The following is a 15,836-nucleotide window of genomic DNA, read 5'->3' on the forward strand; positions in this document are numbered from 1 at the left end:
TTACGAACACCTCAACAAGATCACCACCACTCGCAACGGATAGGCGTTGGCCGAGACCGCCTCCTCGGCGAATTTAAACCCGCCAGGACACATGGGGTATACGTAGAACAACGTGTCGTTGGCGAAATAGGGAGGGATCACGACGGCGTTGCCTATCAACAAGGTGTTGTTCTCGGCGGTATAATACACGCCGTAGATGGGCGAGGCGTTAGCGCCGATGGATACGGAGTAAATCCACCCGGCCGGCGGTATACAAGAGGCGCAACCCGGCGGCGAGGGGCCCGGCATGAGCGCATAGCCGTCCCCCTTAGCCTCGTAGTGGACCTTCGCTACGTATACGTGCACGTAGTCCAGCAAGGCTATGGGCCTCAGCGCTTTTATGGCCGTGGCCGCCGCCAGCGCTGGGTAGGAGGTCCTCGCGCCGTATAGGGCCAAGTACACGGCTACGGCTATCGCCGCAAACGCCGCCAACGCCGACGCCGTCGTTATTATTTGCTTCAGAGACAGAGTGCCCTTCACGACCAAAACGACCAGAGGAACGCCACTAGGTAGTAGAACGACGTGCCCGCCGCCCCTCCCAGAAGTAGCCCCAGCCAGCTACCCCTCGTCGGAAATACCATCACGGCGATGAAGCCGGCCACCATTACCGACAAGAGCTGGGCGGTCGCCCTCTCGACCTCGCTGGGAGGAAGCGGCGACAACACGGCTTGCCCCGTGTACGGCACCAGCTGCAACGCGGCCGTGGATACGGCGAGGGAGTAGACTAATATAATCGATGCCGATAAGTACACGGCTATAAACGTAGTCGCCAACGACGTGGCTCTCCTAAGTCCCTTCTCCTTCTCGCCTAGGAGGGTCTGTATGAAGTCTATGGCCTCGAGGCTCGGCCCTGCCCAACTGACGGCGTTGAGCATGGCCTTGGCCAGCTTGTACATCAAGGACGGTATATCGTAGAAATAGGCCACCATCCACGCCGTCTTGTACGTGGATGAGACCTCCCTCAATGCTAGATCTGTCGGCACGCCTTGAGATATGCGCGATGCGAAGTCCCTCAACATAGCTGGGATTTCGTGGGCGAGCCTGAACCACCCCAGACGTCTCTTAACAATCAACCACGCCAACAGCACCATCCCCGCTGCCAACGCGCCGAGGGATAAGGGTAGGTCCGAGAGGAGCGAGGCGTAGGCGACCAAGGCGCCGGCCGCCAATGCGGCCAACGCGGCTGGCCCGTAGACTTTCACGGGAGATAGGTCTTTGGGCATGACCCTATATATCAAAAGCCCTATCAACAACGAGAAGAGGACGGCGATCCCCAACAAGGCGTATAGATCGATGGCTAGTAGGCCGTATGCGTACAGGAAGAGGAGCAATAACGGCGCGAACATCAAGCTCGAAAGCGACGAGAATAGGCCGGTGAATTGTTGCATGGATGCCTCCAAGCGGCCCAACGCGATGGACTTGACGGACTGCAAGAAGGACTGCACTAGGACTTGTTTCTGGACTCCCGCCTCCTCTTGCGACACCGCAAAGCCGTATTGCCTAACGACAGAGAGCCTATCCGACGAGAGTGCCGCGGCGGGATCGGGCGTTAGGCCAGCGAGGAGCATCTCGCGCGCGTGTTCCTCATCGACGTCCTCGGCCGCTATCGCGGCGCGCCTCAGGGCCTCGGCCGACGATAGATGTTGTAGGTACGTCGCGAAGATAGGCGCTATGTGGATATAGAACTCCTCCCTGTTCATCCTTGTTTGAACAACTGCGATAAACTCTTCTTAACGCCGTTTTCCTCCACGACGAAATGATCAGGCGCCTCGAGTATTTTCAACAAGTGGCCCAGTATGTGGCCTCTCTTGACTGATTTGTTAGCGGCGACTGGCAACTCCTCGATTATCTGCGACGGCGTTAAGCCGGACCTATGCCTCTTGATTATGTAATCGACTATGGTCGACAAGGAGAAGCCCTTGTCCATTACGTCCTTGACCACTAGCCAATCCGCGGGCGTCAAGGCTATTCCCTCCTTTTCCAGCCTCCTCGCCGCCGATATTAGCTTAGAGGGCTTCACGCCTATCGCCTTGGCGGCCTCGCAGAGCTCCTCCGCCGCCTCCCTCGTGTAGCCCTCCTCGATCAACTTCTCGCACTCGCTCATTTGCACTTCTCCAAGAGGGACAAGGCTATTCTGGCCACAGCCCCCGCATCGCCCGCGGTTTTCGCCACCTCCTTCAATACGAGCTTCATCAAATCGCCGTTCAACATCTCCACGACTTCGCTGGGCGCTTTTTCCAACGACTTGAGGAACGACAAGGCCCAGTCCTCCCTCCCCTCGACTATCGTAGACGCCTCTGCTATGTCTAGCCCCAAGTCGCCGTCCCCTCTTTCCTTGATCTTCAACTTCATGAAATCTTACTATAGCCGAGCTTGAGGGCCTCCTCCTCTATCGAGATCCTCCTTCGCGAGAACAGCTTTAGCAACGCCTCCCGGGCCTCGAGAGGCTCCAGCTCCTTGGCCGCGACGGCCTTGAGGACGTTCGCCCTCAGCTTAACCTCGTCTAATACCTTGACGTCGTAGGTGGCCTTTGTGTAGGAGTTCAACGAGGTCAAGACGTCTGAGGGGGACGCCTCTACGACGGAGCCGCCGACGGCTATCAACGCCCTCCACTCCTTGAGATAACGGCGGCCGCCCGACGCGCCTAGCTGGAGTATCATGGTGTTTGCCAATGCCTCCACAGGAGCGCCGGACCTGTTTATCCGGAGAATTGCGTCGTGGATAGTATCGGCGTGTATCGTGGTGAGCCCGCCGTGGCCCGTCAACTTGTACGAAATCAGCGTGTTGAGCTCTTGGCTCGTCCTGGCCTCGGCGAGGGCCACAACGGTGGCTACAGTGCCGTAACGGAGCGCTTGGTCTAACGCCTCGGCTAGCTTGGACTCGGAGGGCACCGATATGTGTAGTATCTGCCCCTCGAGCGGCGCCCAGATCTCCCTGGCGCCTCTCTCGATAACTACGACTTGATACCAAGGCGGTATGAAGTACAACAACAAGTTGAGCTGCGTGGTCTTGCCGGTGCCCATGGCGCCCGAGAATACCACGGTCCACCTGGCCTCAGCAGCTATTGTGGCCAACGCAAAGACCTCAAGGCCTGAGAGCTCGCCCTCGACTTTCTCCGTGAGCGGCTCAAGCGCTTGTCTGGACTCATAGACACCCAGAAGCCTCTTGGAAGGCCTAGGCGTCTCGCTCGTCTTCCTTATATTGACGTTGTACTCAATGAGGTCGGCCGCTATGCGTACCTTATAGACCGAGTCCTCCCTGGTCTGGAACGGCCTCTCCAAGGTCAAGCCCGGTATTAGTTTCTTTACTAAGATAGGCATTAGGGCCTCCGGCACGACCACGTTGGTCGGCATGCGCGCCTCGTTCCGCACGGCCACGACGCGCCTGAAGCGGCCCAACTCGACGACCTCTGCGTATATCTTGTCGAGGAGCTCGGCGGGCCTTCTGGGTAGCTCGGTCCACCTCCCGGGCGGCGCCAGCGGTTGCGGAACCACGATTTCCGTCAACAAGTCGTCCCTCATCAACGCCTCCAACACGCCGTAGCCTCCGAACTCGCCGCGGCCCGACCAGCGATCGAGGAAGTAGTGGACCAACTCCTTGTTCTCTCTATAAAGGCGTAGGGCGTTTCTGAACCACCTCCACCCGCTTACCCCGCGGCTGGGCGATAGAGCTGCGAGGGCGTCCCTCATGGCCTTGTCGTATTCGTTATCGTCGGGAGGCACCGCGCCTCGTATGACGACTAGCGCCAAAGCCTTCTCCAAGAGGTCCGGGAGCGGCGGGTCCACGACTACGTATTCCCCGTCCTCGGTTATACAGAGGTCGGTGGCGTAGTTGCGTTGCACTATGACGCCCTTTTTGACTAACACGCAACGATCCGTTAACGACTTATCGGCCTTGGCTAATAAGACGCCTGCGAGGGCCATCTATTCCTTTATCCGCCGCACTAGGAGCGAGATCGCCTCTCTGTTCCTCCTATCGCTGAGTATAGCCTTATGGATCCTCTCCGCCGAGTACTCTTGGGGCATCTTAACTCTCGTGAGGAACGCGTTAACCATTTTCACGCCCGGCGTCTTCTCGTCGCCCTTTTCGAGCATGTTCGCGACGACTAAGCTAGCGTAGCGCATGTATCTGCCGTAGATCTGCATCTTCACATCAGCTATCCTAGTGATCAGCCTTCTGTCCGCCACGAAGTACATCAAGGCCTTCAGCTTCCTCTGAAGGGACTCCAGCCACGTCAATTGCATGGCCTTAGGCGTATCGACTATGACTGTATCTACCGGCAGACGCTCCTCGGCCACGGCGTCCGGGAGAGCTGCAAGCGCCTCGAATAGTGCGTTGAAGAGCTCCGAGTCGCCGATCTTGCCCGCCTGGTATAACGCCGCCGCTTCGTATCCCGGTATTACGTAGAGGTTCGGTTTGACCTTGTGGACGTACACGTCCTTGCCGTAGCTGCCGGCCAGCCAGCCGGGCCTCTTAGGCACTCCGAATATAGACGAGAGATCGGCCTTCTCCCAGTCGGCGTCGACAACCAAGACCCTCTCCTTCTCGAACGCAGTGGTCACCGCCAGGGTGGTCTTGCCGACTCCTCCATCTACGGAATAAATAACGGCGAACTTAATCCTCATGGAATATCCTATCAATGGCGTTGGCCCTGTAGGCTATCATGTAGGCCTCGGCGAATTCTACCGCCTTCTGGAGCGCGATGTGTAAGGACGACTGGCTCAACGCAGGCACGATTATGGCGGAGCCTCTCCACCCCACCTTGGCCACGACGGGGGGATTCCTCGATATCTGGACCACGATCGATTCGTCGTAGGGGTTCACGAAGAGCCTATAGCCCTCCATGTACTCTAAGACTATTCTCCTCAAGCGTAGGGGAACGCCTCTGTACTTCACCTCGATCCTATAGCCGGCGCCTCTGGCCTTCAAAACTGCCTCGAAATCTCCTTGCCTATAGCTCATATCTGTTAAGCAAGTCGATTAACTCCCTTTTGAAGCTTTGATTGGAAAGCCCTCTTATAACCCTCATCACTATGGCTCTGTCCTCTTCGTCCAAGTCGGCTAGGCTGGGGCTACGCCTCTCGATACGCCGCTTGAACAGAGCAAGGGCCAACGAGTCTATATCAGGCTGGCGTCTCTCCTCGCATAGACCGCACAGACACCTCAAGGATCTAGCAGAGGAGCCCGGCGGCATTGCGAGGAACTTGGAGATCGCAGATTTTATGCTCTTAGCCAACGGCACGTCGTCTTGTTCGAGGGACGCCAGCTCCGGGCAGACGTACTCCTTGAGGTATTTCTCGTTGACGCCGACGCCGAGGTCCCTCAACACGATCGCCACGGCCGTGAAGGGATATTGCGGCTCCTCTAACACTTCGATGAACAAGGCTTTTAGATCAGGCACTAGCTCCGCCAACATGTCGTGTAGCCTAAGCGATAGCACAAAGTGAACGCCGTCCTTTCGGAACGAGAACAAGGGCAGAGGACTAATGCCGCCGTATATCGATGTCGTTAAATAGAGTAGTTTATCCTCCAGGGCTGCCGGCACAACTTCCGGATATGGGTCCAGCACCACGGCGTCGTCTATGCCCGCCAAGGCCCTCCTAAGCTCCGTTATCCCCAAGAGCTCGGCCTTGACCGTCATGAACACTTGGGCAATATGTCCACTAGTATTCGCGACATGAACGGCTTCCAGGCGAGCTCGCGCGGGCTCGCCAATGCGCCGTCGGCCAACGAAAGCCATGCATCGACATGGGGGCCCTCTAGTCTAAGGCCAAATCGCGAGTAGGCGACTAGGTTCCGCGCGACGTTCCGCACGGCCCTCGCCTTGATCCTCTCGTCGTATATCATCCTGTAGGCGAATTCCGCCCCCCAATCCATCAAGAACCGCAGACAGCCGGCGTATCTCAATCTGTCGACTCTCAGAGCGCCCTTTGGAGAGCAAGGAGGCCGCACGGTCGCGGGAGTCCTCAACTGGTCTCGTGCCAACTCCAACATCCGGGAGAAAGCAGCGCAAGCCTTGCGCTTGAGGTCGGAGCCGGGCGCGTCCGAAAACGCTCTGAGGACCCAGCTGTTGGCTATCTTGAAGAAAGCCGCCAGGGCGTAGGGCTCGGCGTCGACGGACAGGAGCGCGTGAACAGCGTCGGCCATCCTGTATATGGACACGTGCTCCATGAACTCCCTAAGTGGCTAAAAACTCCTTAGATGTGAACCAAGATGCCTATTTTGATGAACCAAACTATGAAAAGTATATAATAGAGATTTTTAAAAGGCATTGTCTCTTCGTGCAGCAAATTTTATAAATCGATATCCCGCGCGCTTTATGAGGACAATAGTGGTGGCCTACGACGGCTCCCAACACTCTAAAAAGGCGCTCGAGACGGCTAGAGCCTTGGCCGAGAGGTTCGGCTCTAAGATATACGTGGTCCACGTAGTGGACACAGCCGTTTTATCGCTCTCCGACGCCTTCTCGTCGCCGAGCGTAGTCGAGAGCTTAAGACAACGGGGCGAGAAGGTCTTGAAGGAGGCCTTGAGCGCAGCCCCCGGCGCTGAGGCGAAACTGCTCGAGGGCGATCCTGCCTACGAAATAGCCAAATTCGCCAAGGACGTAAAAGCGGACCTAATAGTCGTCGGCAGCAGGGGCCTCTCCACTATACGCAAATCGCTGTTGGGCAGCGTCGCGGGGAGACTGGTCCAAGAGAGCGACGTGAGCGTCCTGGTGGTCAAATAATCTTTTTATAGGCAAGCGCGCTGGGCGGCATGGACAAAAACGGCATCTTGATAATGGTCTCGGCGTTGTTGATCACGGTGGCCGTGCTGGTATTCGCCGTAGGCCCCTACAAGAAGGGGCCCGTGTATAAGCCCTATTGGCAACAAGTGAACATAACGAAGTTGGCCCTTCAAGGACAACAAATAGGAGTTGTGGTGTACAGAGGACAGGGCGGCTGGGCCGTGTTCGGGTATCAAGACAACGTGACAATGCCCCAGAGGCAAGAGCTCTTGGACGTGTTGAGGCAGTTGATCTCGGAGGCCGAGGCCAGGGGATATACTGTGATCTTAGCGCCTTGGGGCGTCGATAACAAGACCAACGCCCTCTTGACCGCGCTTTATAGAGGCGCCATATCGCCGCAACAATACTTGAGCGGCTACGTCAACGTCTCGGGCGTCGTGAACTACACAGCCATTAAGGCGGCCCAAAACTACGCCCTCGAGCTGGCCCAGACCCTCGGATCGTATATAGCATACCCTGGAATACCCCAAGTGCCCAACAGCCCCCCTATAATATACGCCTATCTGGTATGGAGGGGGTGTTCCTATCCCGTCTACGAGCCCTTCGAGCCTCTTAGGGACTCGAACTACACGAGCTGGGCCTTCTGGGTTCGCAACGCCATAGCCAATCTGCCTAATTTAGTCGGCCAGCCCGGTTGTCAATAGCGTTATAAAATCGGTGTTGGTCTCCTCATGGGCAGGGAATATCCGACGTATCCCTTGGTCGGAGTCGGCGCCGTGGTGTTGAAGAGAGGCGAAATACTGTTAATCAAAAGGGGCGCGCCTCCGAATAAAGGCAAGTGGTCCGTGCCCGGCGGCCTCGTCGAGGTCGGCGAGAGGCTCGAGGACGCCGTTGTCAGGGAGCTAGCCGAGGAGACGGGATTGAGGGGGGTCGCGAGGGGCCTCTTCGGGGTCTACCAATACGTCGAGAGGGACGAGTTGGGGAGAGTGCGCTACCATTTCTTATTGCTCGACTACTTAGTTGACGTGGAGGACGGCGCCTTGAGGCCCGGCACTGACGCCGAGGAGGCCGCGTTCGTCCCGCTGGCGGAGGCTTTAAGGCTCGACTTAACCGAGACGACGAGGCGGCTCGTCATGGACTTGGCCGTATACGGGCCCAAGCCCTTGGCTAGATGCTAGATTTCCAGAACGCCAGGAAAAAGCTCGTCGAGGACCTAATAGCAGAGGGCGTGTTGCGTAGCAGGAACGTGATAGAGGCCATGTTGAGGGTTCCCAGAGAGGAGTTCGTCGCGCCGGAGTACAAGCTCTCTGCCTATAACGACACCCCCCTTCCGCTACTCGGCGATGCAACCATATCTGCCCCTCATATGGTCGCCATGTTGTGCGAAGCGGTGAGGCCCCGCGAGGGCATGAGGCTCTTGGAGGTGGGCACTGGATCGGGCTATCAAGCCGCTGTATGCGCCGAGGCGATTGGCAGAAAGGGCAAGGTGTACACTATCGAGATAGAGTTGCCGTTGGTTATATACTCGGCCCAAAACCTAGAGAGGCTCGGATACGCCGACGTCGTCGAGGTGCATTACGGCGATGGGTCGTTGGGATTGCCCGAGCGCGCTCCGTTCGACGCCATTATAGTAACGGCCGCTGCTAGCGAGGTCCCCAAGGCGTTGCAAGACCAACTGGCGATGGGAGGGAGACTTGTCATACCGCTAGAGGAGAGGGGCGGCCAAGTTTTGTACCTCTTCACGAAATTAGAACGGGGGTTCGCTAGAGAGAGGCTCGCCTACGTCTCGTTCGTGCGCCTTAAGCAACGACGTAGGTGAGCTACGGCTCCAGCCTATATCTGTCCCTAGGGTATAGAACGGCCTCTCTGACGTTGTCGAGCCCCAACAACGCCATCAAGAGCCTGTTAAAGCCCATGCCGAAGCCGGCATGCGGAGGCATCCCCCACTCGAATACCGAGAGGTGGCTCTCGAACGCGGCGGGGTCGAGGCCCCTCTCCCTCATCTCCTTCTCGAGCACCTCTCGTTGGTGGATGCGCGTGGCCCCCGACACTATCTCGATGCCGTTGAGTATTAGGTCGTAAGATTCTGTCCTCTGAGGGTCGTCGTCTTTGCGTTTTGTGTAAAATGGCCTGAGCGAGGCGGGGAAGTCCACTAGGAAGTACAAGGGGCCGTAGAACTTGGTAAGCGCCCTCTGCATCTCGACGTTTAGGTCGTCTCCCCATTTAATGTCATAGCCCAACGATCTGAGCTTGTCGACGGCCTCGTCGTAGCTCACGCGAGGTATTCTGCCCACTTCGTCTACGGTTGGCCTTATCCCGACCTTCTCGAGCCTCTCCCTCCTGGCGTTCAACACAGACGCCACGGCCTTCATGATCTCCTCGAGCAAGTCCATCACGTCGTTGTAGTCCATGAAGGCCCCCTCGCCGTCTATTGAGATGAACTCGTTGAGGTGGTAGTCCGTGTTATGTTTCTCGGCTCTGTAGGCCGGCGCTATCTCGAAGACCCTCTCGAGCGATGCCGTTAATTGTTCCTTATAGAGCTGGGGGCTTTGCGCGAGATACGCCACCCTCTCGAAGTAGAGCACCGTGAAGAGCTCGGCCCCTCCCTCGGTGCTTGTGGCTATTATCTTCGGCGTGAAGACCTCTACGAATTTATGTTTGTATAGGACATCTCTAATTGCTCTTAAAATCTCCGAGGCCGTGGTGAAGATGGCCAAATTCCTCGGGCTTTTAAGATCGACGGAGCGATACCTCAGCCTAGTGGGGAGGTCTGAGGTCCCTCCCCAGAGGTCCACCGGCAAGGGCTTCGCCTTTGCGAGAACCCACATCTCGGACGGGAACACCTCCACGCCTGTTTTCGCTATTCGGCTCGCCTCGACGACTCCCTTGACGGCTATCACGTCCTCTTTGTTCAAGTGAGGTATTTTGGACAAGAGCTCTTCCGGCGTCCTCCCGCTCTTGAACGTGAGCTGGACGAAGCCCTCTCTATCCCTCAGAATCACGAACTTAACTCTGCCCAGGTCTCTGATCTCCCAGACCCAGCCGGCCAACACGACCTCCTTCCCGTGCATCTCCGGCGTCACCTCGCTCGTGAAGTGCGTCTTGCGCGGGATCACAAAACCCTATATCTCCATCCTATATAGGCTTTGCCGATGGCGTTGAAAAGCCAGGACGCGTTTACTCTCCCAAAAATTATATTTTAATTTCTCTTTCTTTTATAACATCTATTTTTATAGTAGATCCGATAATTCTATTCAATATTTCTTGAAGCTTCTCTGGCCGCACTGGCAATCGCCTTAGCTCCCTAGAGGGGATCTTCACCACCGTCTCGCTGGTGCCGTCGGGCAGCCACGACGTAGAGATAGTCAACAATCTCGCCGGGGACACAAGCTGGGCGATTATCTCGTTGACGCTGCCCTTCTCGACTATCTTCACGCTCCTGCCCATAGCCGCAGAGAGGTCCCTCTCCAGTTGCATCTGAGCCCCTTTAGGCAATTTCTTATAGCCGCGGAGCACCACGACGACGAACGCGTCGGTCTCGTAAGCCTTTACATACTCCACATCGGTTAAATTATATTTCCTCTCCAGCTTCATCAAGGCGTCCACGACGTCTACGTCCAGCCAGCTGTACTCGCCGCTGTCGATCAGCCCTTGGCACTTAGGGCATAACATCCTCGTTCTTATGCAGAAGTCGCAAAACGGCTTCCTCATCAAACGCCATATTCGTTGTGCTATTTAAATTTCTTTGAACGATATTATGAGGACGCTTTTTTCCTCCTCTCTATTATTTCCTGGCGCCGTTTGTCCGAAGTATCTATGTTAGTTATCATAACCTTACTCGGATGTATGGGATAATAAACGGTCTCGCCTCTACTATTAGTTCTAGTGGCCCCCTCTACATAGATACGGATCCTCTTCAGATCTACTCTGACGACCTTCCCGGTAACGCCCTTGAAATCGCCCCTCATTATCATCACGGTATCGCCGACTCTGATGGGCAACCTCGTTACGCCCAGTTTTTTGCGCAAATCGGGGGCCAGCTTGGCGTTGAGGAACTTGTGTCTCAGATGCAGAGGCGCCTCGGCCAAGGCCTTTCTCTGCTTCCTGGGCTGCTTGCTGGCCGTCAACATCGCCTCCGTCTAAATTGCCTTATTTATACGTTTTGAGCCGCTCCTCGGCCTTCTTCAGCCCGTCCAAAACGCCGTCCAACTCCCCGGCAATCCTCTTGATGCTTTCCAGCGACTTATCGATCTTGCTCAGTAGCTCCTCCAAGAGCCTTTCAACCTCGGCAATCTCCACGAAATACTAGGGGTATTTATTGGGATCGTTTGCGCTAAAACGGCTGTTAGGGCTACTATGGTCCTAGTGACTAGTGGTGGGCCCGCTGTGATTTCCTGGGTCTTTTGCTCGTGTTGGGGTTTTTGTGGGCTTATCCTCGGTATTCTCTAGATGGGGGTTTCAAGGTTTGGTTTAGTGCAGTTTTCCTAGTTAATCATTACAATGGAGATAATAAAGTTTATGTAAGTTAAAAGGTAAATCACATGGGCAAACTTGTTAAGGGGTTGGGAATAGTGGGTTTGGCGTTGTTCGTGGCTGTTTTCCTGCTACTTACCGGCCATGGGTCAAGTGGTGGTTTAAGGCATGGTGGCCGATTAAGTGCTCCCACTAAGTCGTTGGGCGTTTTGCCCGCTGGCTCCATACCCGTTAATGCCCCGGTCTTCGTCGTTGGCCCCGACTCCCTACTAAGCTTGGTTAGGGGTTTGTTGCCCAATGCCTCGGTCGCGCCTATCACGCTGGGTCGATTACCCGAGACGCCAAATGGTAGCGTTGTGGTTATTGATTGGGGCTACATAAGGCCATTGCTGGTTAGTGGCCGCGCGTTGAATCTCTCAAGTCCTGCCCTTGGTGTACTGTCTAGGTTGTTTTCTAGGGGCGATTTCGTGGCGTTGTACGGTAATGCCAGCGATGAGGGTTTAATGGGCATCGCCCTAGCCATTGCATGGGCCAGGGGTGTGAATAACGAGCTAGTCCTCTACGCAAGCAACTCCTATGCATTCAGGATGCTACTAACGGCAGTCCCGTTGATACCAGTGAGGGGTGAAATCATGGAGGTGGCCTACGGGGGCAAGGGTTGGCTAGCTATAACACCAATACACACAAACCAGTTGATGAGCTACGTGATACCATACATAATGATAAGGAACAGACAAATAAACATATTAACAATGATGCAGAACGCAGATCCCGTCACAGACCCGTGCTGGGAACTATGGTATAATCAATTCTATCCAGCATCGTCAAACGGAGTCTATGAGAATAATAGGGTAATGCTAATATGGTTAGCACCACAGTGGGGCGGACTCAACCCCAATTATTATGGAAATAGTTTGGAGGCGTATCAGGATGGTAATGGCACATTCTACATCGACTCTTGCATAGAATTCAATAACAACGGCGGTACTGGTGACGGCACCGCAATCATAAGCGTATCGGTTAATAACTACATAGACTATGCACTCACCTCCACCGCAGTTAATAATGGTGGTTTTGAAGATTGGCAGCTCGGAGCCATGGACTACTACACGGGCTACGAGGACTACGTTAACGGGCAATCAAACGCCATCTTCGGGAGTTATAATGGACTCAGTGGGGTTCAACCGCAATCAACGTCATCAACTGCGGAATACAGTGTATCAGTGGGTATAGGTCTAGAGGGCCTAGAGCTTGAATTCATAGTAACCCTGCCCTCCGGTAGCAGTGAGAGTATAAGCCTAGCCGCACCACAATCGACTTATTATCAAGTACCATTTATAAACTTGGGCTTTTATGAGGATAACTTCACCTGGGCCTTCAGCATAAGCAATGGTAATACAGCGGCGGAGGGTTATTATAATGCCTTTGTGGATACGTTTGGCGATGCGGAATTATTCATACCCAGTTTTAACCCAAGCAACTCCTACTTGGCGATCCTGCCCGTGTACTTTGAGAACCTAGTGGTTACTTCGGAGTACTGGGTGCTCACTAGAGATATCTGGGAGCCATACTGTAATTATGAGCTTATGTGGACTGATGCTCTATGGAATGTTGCCATAATACCCACTACTCAGATATCAACAAACAGCTATTTATTCAACTTCAACTACACCGCCGCGGGCTACATCGTGGGAAATGCGCCAGTAAACAGCTACCTAACAGGACTAACCACCGGAACAGCACCATGCTACAACCTACCATCATCACCGTAAAGGGCAATGCTGACTATCTTCGGTTAAAAATACGATTTTTAATCGCTTGAGAATCCCCCGCCTCACTCTCCAATGCGCCCGGAGCCCACCGACACTGAGGTGGTTTTTGCGTATATCGTGAGCAAACAATGAGGGGCCGCCAAGCAGGACCAATAAATTAACACCCCTTACGAGCCATGTACACTAGATCAAGTAAAGCACCGCTTATCTCCTCGCTCAGGAAATAAGGAACAAAGACGGACAAAGCTGGTGGGCCCGCCGGGATTTGAACCCGGGGCCTCCCGGTTATCAGCCCTACGCGGGACGTTTTGCGCCCCAGGGCGCTCCAACCTGGCTAAGCTACGGGCCCCTTTACATACAGCTCAGTATCATTGACGCGCGTTATTTTTAAGCTTTTCCGTCAAGACGGCTGATCGCCAGCCGGACGCATTAGCTCCACGGAGCTATCGACAACGCCGCCTATGCTGGGGCCTCGTTCAGTCGACAGCTAATATATAACTTTTTAAAGGGATGGATGGACGGATGTGTGCAAGGCGTAGGCAAGCTCAAATTAGGCCTAGAGGAGTGGCGTAAAATCGAGGGCGATCTGGCCAGAATAGCCGCCTCCGACCAGCTAGAGCTCTTGCTCAACTTCACGCTCGTCGCGGCCGCGGACGAGGGGGTTGAAGGACACGAACACGAGGAACACGGCCTATTGCCAAGCGATCAAGAGTTCGCCAAAGAGGTCGGCGATTTCATGGACTACGCGATCAAGACGTACAAGGCAGATGCGCACCCCCATTTCCACGGCAATCACGGGACTGTGTTGTTCGTGATAAGAGCTCCTCCCAAGGAGCTGATAAAGGCCTTTAGAGATCTGATCGAGTACGCGAGGTCTAACTGCGAGAAATGTGCAGTGCACGGAATAGACGGCGAGTTCCATTTAGGCGACGACCTCGCCGGTATATATTTCGGCGATGTCTACAAGGTGACCTTCATATTTCCCGCCGAGGACGGTCGACGCCTTCGCGTCTACGAAGTGCATCCCTGATACACTCGAGGACGGCTTGGGTGTAAGGGCTTTTTACTCTCGGCAAGTCCTCCAAGGAGATGTGGGGCAAGCCGCCTATCCACACGCGTCTGTGCGAGAAGCCGGGCTTGTCTATGGTCCACAAACACGGAGTTGGCTGTATCTTCTCCGCGTCGCTCTCGGCCACGACGACGTCGCAGTCGCAGCCCATGTCCACGTTGCATCCGAAAACGCGCGCCCAGCCTGTTAGACCGCCCAGTACTTCGACGCCGAGCTCGACCAGCTTCCAGTAGAGCTCGCACACGTCGTATTGAAATCGGTTATATTTCTTCGAGGAGCTCCAAGTCTACGTCATCGATGATTATGTAGAGGTCCTCGGGCCTCACCTTGTCCAGCACGCGTGCGGCGCGCGCCAGCGGGATCTCTACGTATTCGCACAACCCCACCTCGTCGCATTTCCGTTTGATCCACACCCTAATCCTCACGTTCTAAAAATCGCTTATATCCATCTGTCTAGGGGATCTCGAGCTCCTCCCCCGCGACCAGCGGCACGTATATGTTATCCCTCCCCTTGGCTCGCATCGATCTTGCGAGGGGGAGCGCCGAGGAGGGATCGGTATGGAACAACACTATCCTCGTCTCCTCGTCGAAATAGTTTATGAACTCTGCCAACTCAGATCGACCTGAGTGCGCGGAGAAATCGAACCATTCTACTCTGGCGCGTACTTTAACCGCGGTCCCGTCCACGAACGCCTCTCCTTTCGCCAACACCTCGAAGCCCGGCGTATCCGGCGCTTGGAAGGAGGGCAGTATTATGGCGTTTTTCGGGTCCCCGGCGAGCTTCTTGAAGTAGTAAAGAGATGCGCCCCCTTTGAGCATACCTGCGGGCGAGACTATGACCGACGGCTCTTGGCCCACGGCCCTCTTCCTCACGTAAGAGTTCGGTATCTCCACGGCTACGTCTATGGCCTTCTTGTATAGGTCGTAGTCGTTGAGGAGGTGTGGGTATTTGCCTATTATGGTGTTGACTTGTCTAGCCAAGCCGTCGACGTAGATAGGCCCCACTTCGTATTTGGCTAAGACCAACATGATCTCTTGCGCCCGCCCCAACGCGAACGACGGTATCAACACAGTGCCGCCGCCCTCCACCACTTCCTTTACAGTCTTGACGAACTCGCGCTCCAGCGTTTCTCTCGGCGGGTGGTCGGCCGCCGCGTACGTCGCCTCCATGATCACGACGTCCGGCTTTTTTGGCAGATTGTAGATGTCTGCGCCTCTCAACAAGGCCGTGTCCTTCAAGTTGAAATCGCCTGTAAACACGACGATTTTCCCCTCGGCTTCGAGAACCGATATGGCGCTGCCGGGCACGTGTCCGGCGTTATATACTGTGAGCGTTATGTCCGGCGCGAGCTCCACAGGCTCGCCGTAAGTCAGAGGCACTGCGCTCTCCATAGTGGCCTTGACCTCCTCGTGCATGTAGGGCAGATAGTAGCCCGAGAGCTTTATCATGTCTGTGTACATCACGTCGCTAAGCTCCATGGTCAGCGGCGTCGCATATATGGGGGGCTTGACGGAGACATAAAGCGATGGTAGAGCCCCGCTGTGATCTAGGTGGGCATGGCTGAGCACTACCGCTATGAGGTCCTTCGGCCTAATGTGTTCCGGAAAGATGGGCCTACCTTGTGAGTCGAAGTTAACTCCATAGTCGAAGAGGATGGATCCGGTCGCCGCCTTGACCAACACAGCAGCCCTCCCGACCTCGCCTGCGCCGCCTAGGAATTTAATTCTCATGACGCGATCTTTATACTAAAAATTA

22 protein-coding genes and 1 tRNA gene are annotated in these 15,836 nt (G+C 55.3%); 6 read left to right on the forward strand and 17 right to left on the reverse strand.

The genetic code is table 11. The features are described from left to right. From ACZ5PA_RS00135 to ACZ5PA_RS00175, 9 genes are read right to left on the reverse strand one after another with little or no spacing between them, the layout of a single operon-like run. A complete protein-coding gene (locus ACZ5PA_RS00135) occupies positions 1-519 on the reverse strand; it encodes a secretion system protein (RefSeq protein ID WP_464930266.1) in 519 nt (172 codons plus the stop codon). Continuing rightward, complete coding sequence (locus tag ACZ5PA_RS00140; RefSeq protein WP_464930267.1) at positions 516-1,739, reverse strand: secretion system protein; 1,224 nt, start codon at positions 1,737-1,739, stop codon at positions 516-518. The genes ACZ5PA_RS00135 and ACZ5PA_RS00140 overlap by 4 nt, the downstream gene beginning before the upstream one ends. Then, positions 1,736-2,143: a flagellar biosynthesis protein FlaJ gene (locus tag ACZ5PA_RS00145; protein ID WP_464930268.1), complete on the reverse strand. Its 408-nt coding sequence runs from the start codon at positions 2,141-2,143 to the stop codon at positions 1,736-1,738. The genes ACZ5PA_RS00140 and ACZ5PA_RS00145 overlap by 4 nt, the downstream gene beginning before the upstream one ends. Further along, positions 2,140-2,391 carry a hypothetical protein gene (locus tag ACZ5PA_RS00150; RefSeq protein WP_464930269.1) on the reverse strand — a complete coding sequence of 84 codons (252 nt, stop codon included), beginning with the start codon at positions 2,389-2,391 and terminating at the stop codon, positions 2,140-2,142. Before ACZ5PA_RS00150 ends, ACZ5PA_RS00145 begins: the two co-directional genes overlap by 4 nt. Then, entirely contained in the window at positions 2,388-3,962 is a 1,575-nt protein-coding gene (locus ACZ5PA_RS00155) for an ATPase, T2SS/T4P/T4SS family (protein WP_464930270.1), read from the reverse strand. The genes ACZ5PA_RS00150 and ACZ5PA_RS00155 overlap by 4 nt, the downstream gene beginning before the upstream one ends. Continuing rightward, positions 3,963-4,664: a type II secretion protein gene (locus tag ACZ5PA_RS00160; protein WP_464930271.1), complete on the reverse strand. Its 702-nt coding sequence runs from the start codon at positions 4,662-4,664 to the stop codon at positions 3,963-3,965. Continuing rightward, a complete protein-coding gene (locus ACZ5PA_RS00165; protein ID WP_464930272.1) occupies positions 4,654-5,001 on the reverse strand; it encodes a hypothetical protein in 348 nt (115 codons plus the stop codon). The genes ACZ5PA_RS00160 and ACZ5PA_RS00165 overlap by 11 nt, the downstream gene beginning before the upstream one ends. Continuing rightward, the gene (locus ACZ5PA_RS00170) at positions 4,991-5,680 is read right to left on the reverse strand and encodes a hypothetical protein (protein WP_464930273.1); all 690 of its coding nucleotides are present in this window, start codon (positions 5,678-5,680) and stop codon (positions 4,991-4,993) included. Before ACZ5PA_RS00170 ends, ACZ5PA_RS00165 begins: the two co-directional genes overlap by 11 nt. Continuing rightward, complete coding sequence (locus tag ACZ5PA_RS00175; protein ID WP_464930274.1) at positions 5,677-6,210, reverse strand: hypothetical protein; 534 nt, start codon at positions 6,208-6,210, stop codon at positions 5,677-5,679. Before ACZ5PA_RS00175 ends, ACZ5PA_RS00170 begins: the two co-directional genes overlap by 4 nt. A gap of 148 nt (positions 6,211-6,358) precedes the next feature. On the opposite strand from ACZ5PA_RS00175, the gene ACZ5PA_RS00180 reads away from it, so the two are divergent. Genes ACZ5PA_RS00180 through ACZ5PA_RS00195 form a run of 4 tightly spaced genes read left to right on the forward strand, consistent with a single transcriptional unit; the run spans position 6,359 to position 8,585 of the window. Then, positions 6,359-6,766 (forward strand): universal stress protein, encoded by a 408-nt coding sequence (locus ACZ5PA_RS00180; RefSeq protein WP_464930275.1) that lies wholly within the window; start codon positions 6,359-6,361, stop codon positions 6,764-6,766. A 29-nt stretch (positions 6,767-6,795) separates the two neighbouring features. After that, positions 6,796-7,470: a hypothetical protein gene (locus ACZ5PA_RS00185; protein ID WP_464930276.1), complete on the forward strand. Its 675-nt coding sequence runs from the start codon at positions 6,796-6,798 to the stop codon at positions 7,468-7,470. A 27-nt stretch (positions 7,471-7,497) separates the two neighbouring features. Next, on the forward strand, positions 7,498-7,944 hold the full coding sequence (locus ACZ5PA_RS00190; protein ID WP_464930277.1) for an NUDIX hydrolase: 447 nt from the start codon (positions 7,498-7,500) through the stop codon (positions 7,942-7,944). Next, positions 7,938-8,585, forward strand: a complete 648-nt coding sequence (locus ACZ5PA_RS00195; RefSeq protein ID WP_464930278.1) for a protein-L-isoaspartate(D-aspartate) O-methyltransferase — start codon at positions 7,938-7,940, stop codon at positions 8,583-8,585. Before ACZ5PA_RS00190 ends, ACZ5PA_RS00195 begins: the two co-directional genes overlap by 7 nt. Position 8,586: 1 nt before the next feature. Here the strand turns inward: ACZ5PA_RS00195 and aspS are convergent, their stop codons facing one another. The 4 genes from aspS to ACZ5PA_RS00215 all read right to left on the reverse strand — a co-directional run bounded on the left by aspS (position 8,587) and on the right by ACZ5PA_RS00215 (position 11,065). Further along, entirely contained in the window at positions 8,587-9,882 is a 1,296-nt protein-coding gene (aspS, locus tag ACZ5PA_RS00200; protein WP_464930279.1) for an aspartate--tRNA(Asn) ligase, read from the reverse strand. 76 nt (positions 9,883-9,958) lie between these two features. Beyond that, positions 9,959-10,480, reverse strand: coding sequence for a transcription elongation factor NusA (locus tag ACZ5PA_RS00205; RefSeq protein ID WP_464930280.1), 522 nt, complete (start codon positions 10,478-10,480; stop codon positions 9,959-9,961). A 41-nt stretch (positions 10,481-10,521) separates the two neighbouring features. Then, a complete protein-coding gene (gene rplX, locus ACZ5PA_RS00210; protein WP_464930281.1) occupies positions 10,522-10,896 on the reverse strand; it encodes a 50S ribosomal protein L24 in 375 nt (124 codons plus the stop codon). Positions 10,897-10,915: 19 nt separating this feature from the next. Further along, complete coding sequence (locus ACZ5PA_RS00215; protein WP_464930282.1) at positions 10,916-11,065, reverse strand: hypothetical protein; 150 nt, start codon at positions 11,063-11,065, stop codon at positions 10,916-10,918. Between the two features lie 242 nt (positions 11,066-11,307). Here ACZ5PA_RS00215 and ACZ5PA_RS00220 point away from each other — a divergent pair, with 242 nt between their 5' ends. Then, positions 11,308-13,011, forward strand: coding sequence for a hypothetical protein (locus ACZ5PA_RS00220; RefSeq protein WP_464930283.1), 1,704 nt, complete (start codon positions 11,308-11,310; stop codon positions 13,009-13,011). Positions 13,012-13,258: 247 nt separating this feature from the next. On the opposite strand, the gene ACZ5PA_RS00225 is transcribed toward ACZ5PA_RS00220, so the two are convergent. Further along, positions 13,259-13,360: transfer RNA gene (locus ACZ5PA_RS00225), tRNA-Ile, on the reverse strand. Positions 13,361-13,537: 177 nt separating this feature from the next. Between ACZ5PA_RS00225 and ACZ5PA_RS00230 the strand changes: the two genes are divergently transcribed. Further along, positions 13,538-14,041 carry a hypothetical protein gene (locus ACZ5PA_RS00230; RefSeq protein ID WP_464930284.1) on the forward strand — a complete coding sequence of 168 codons (504 nt, stop codon included), beginning with the start codon at positions 13,538-13,540 and terminating at the stop codon, positions 14,039-14,041. Here ACZ5PA_RS00230 and ACZ5PA_RS00235 read toward each other — a convergent pair. From ACZ5PA_RS00235 to ACZ5PA_RS00245, 3 genes are read right to left on the reverse strand one after another with little or no spacing between them, the layout of a single operon-like run. Continuing rightward, positions 13,986-14,324 (reverse strand): hypothetical protein, encoded by a 339-nt coding sequence (locus ACZ5PA_RS00235; protein ID WP_464930285.1) that lies wholly within the window; start codon positions 14,322-14,324, stop codon positions 13,986-13,988. The genes ACZ5PA_RS00230 and ACZ5PA_RS00235 overlap by 56 nt on opposite strands. A gap of 16 nt (positions 14,325-14,340) precedes the next feature. Next, positions 14,341-14,505, reverse strand: a complete 165-nt coding sequence (locus tag ACZ5PA_RS00240; protein WP_464930286.1) for a hypothetical protein — start codon at positions 14,503-14,505, stop codon at positions 14,341-14,343. 28 nt (positions 14,506-14,533) lie between these two features. Continuing rightward, positions 14,534-15,811 (reverse strand): MBL fold metallo-hydrolase, encoded by a 1,278-nt coding sequence (locus ACZ5PA_RS00245; RefSeq protein ID WP_464930287.1) that lies wholly within the window; start codon positions 15,809-15,811, stop codon positions 14,534-14,536. Positions 15,812-15,836: the final 25 nt, after the last annotated feature.

The organism is Thermoproteus thermophilus (genome assembly GCF_055392855.1).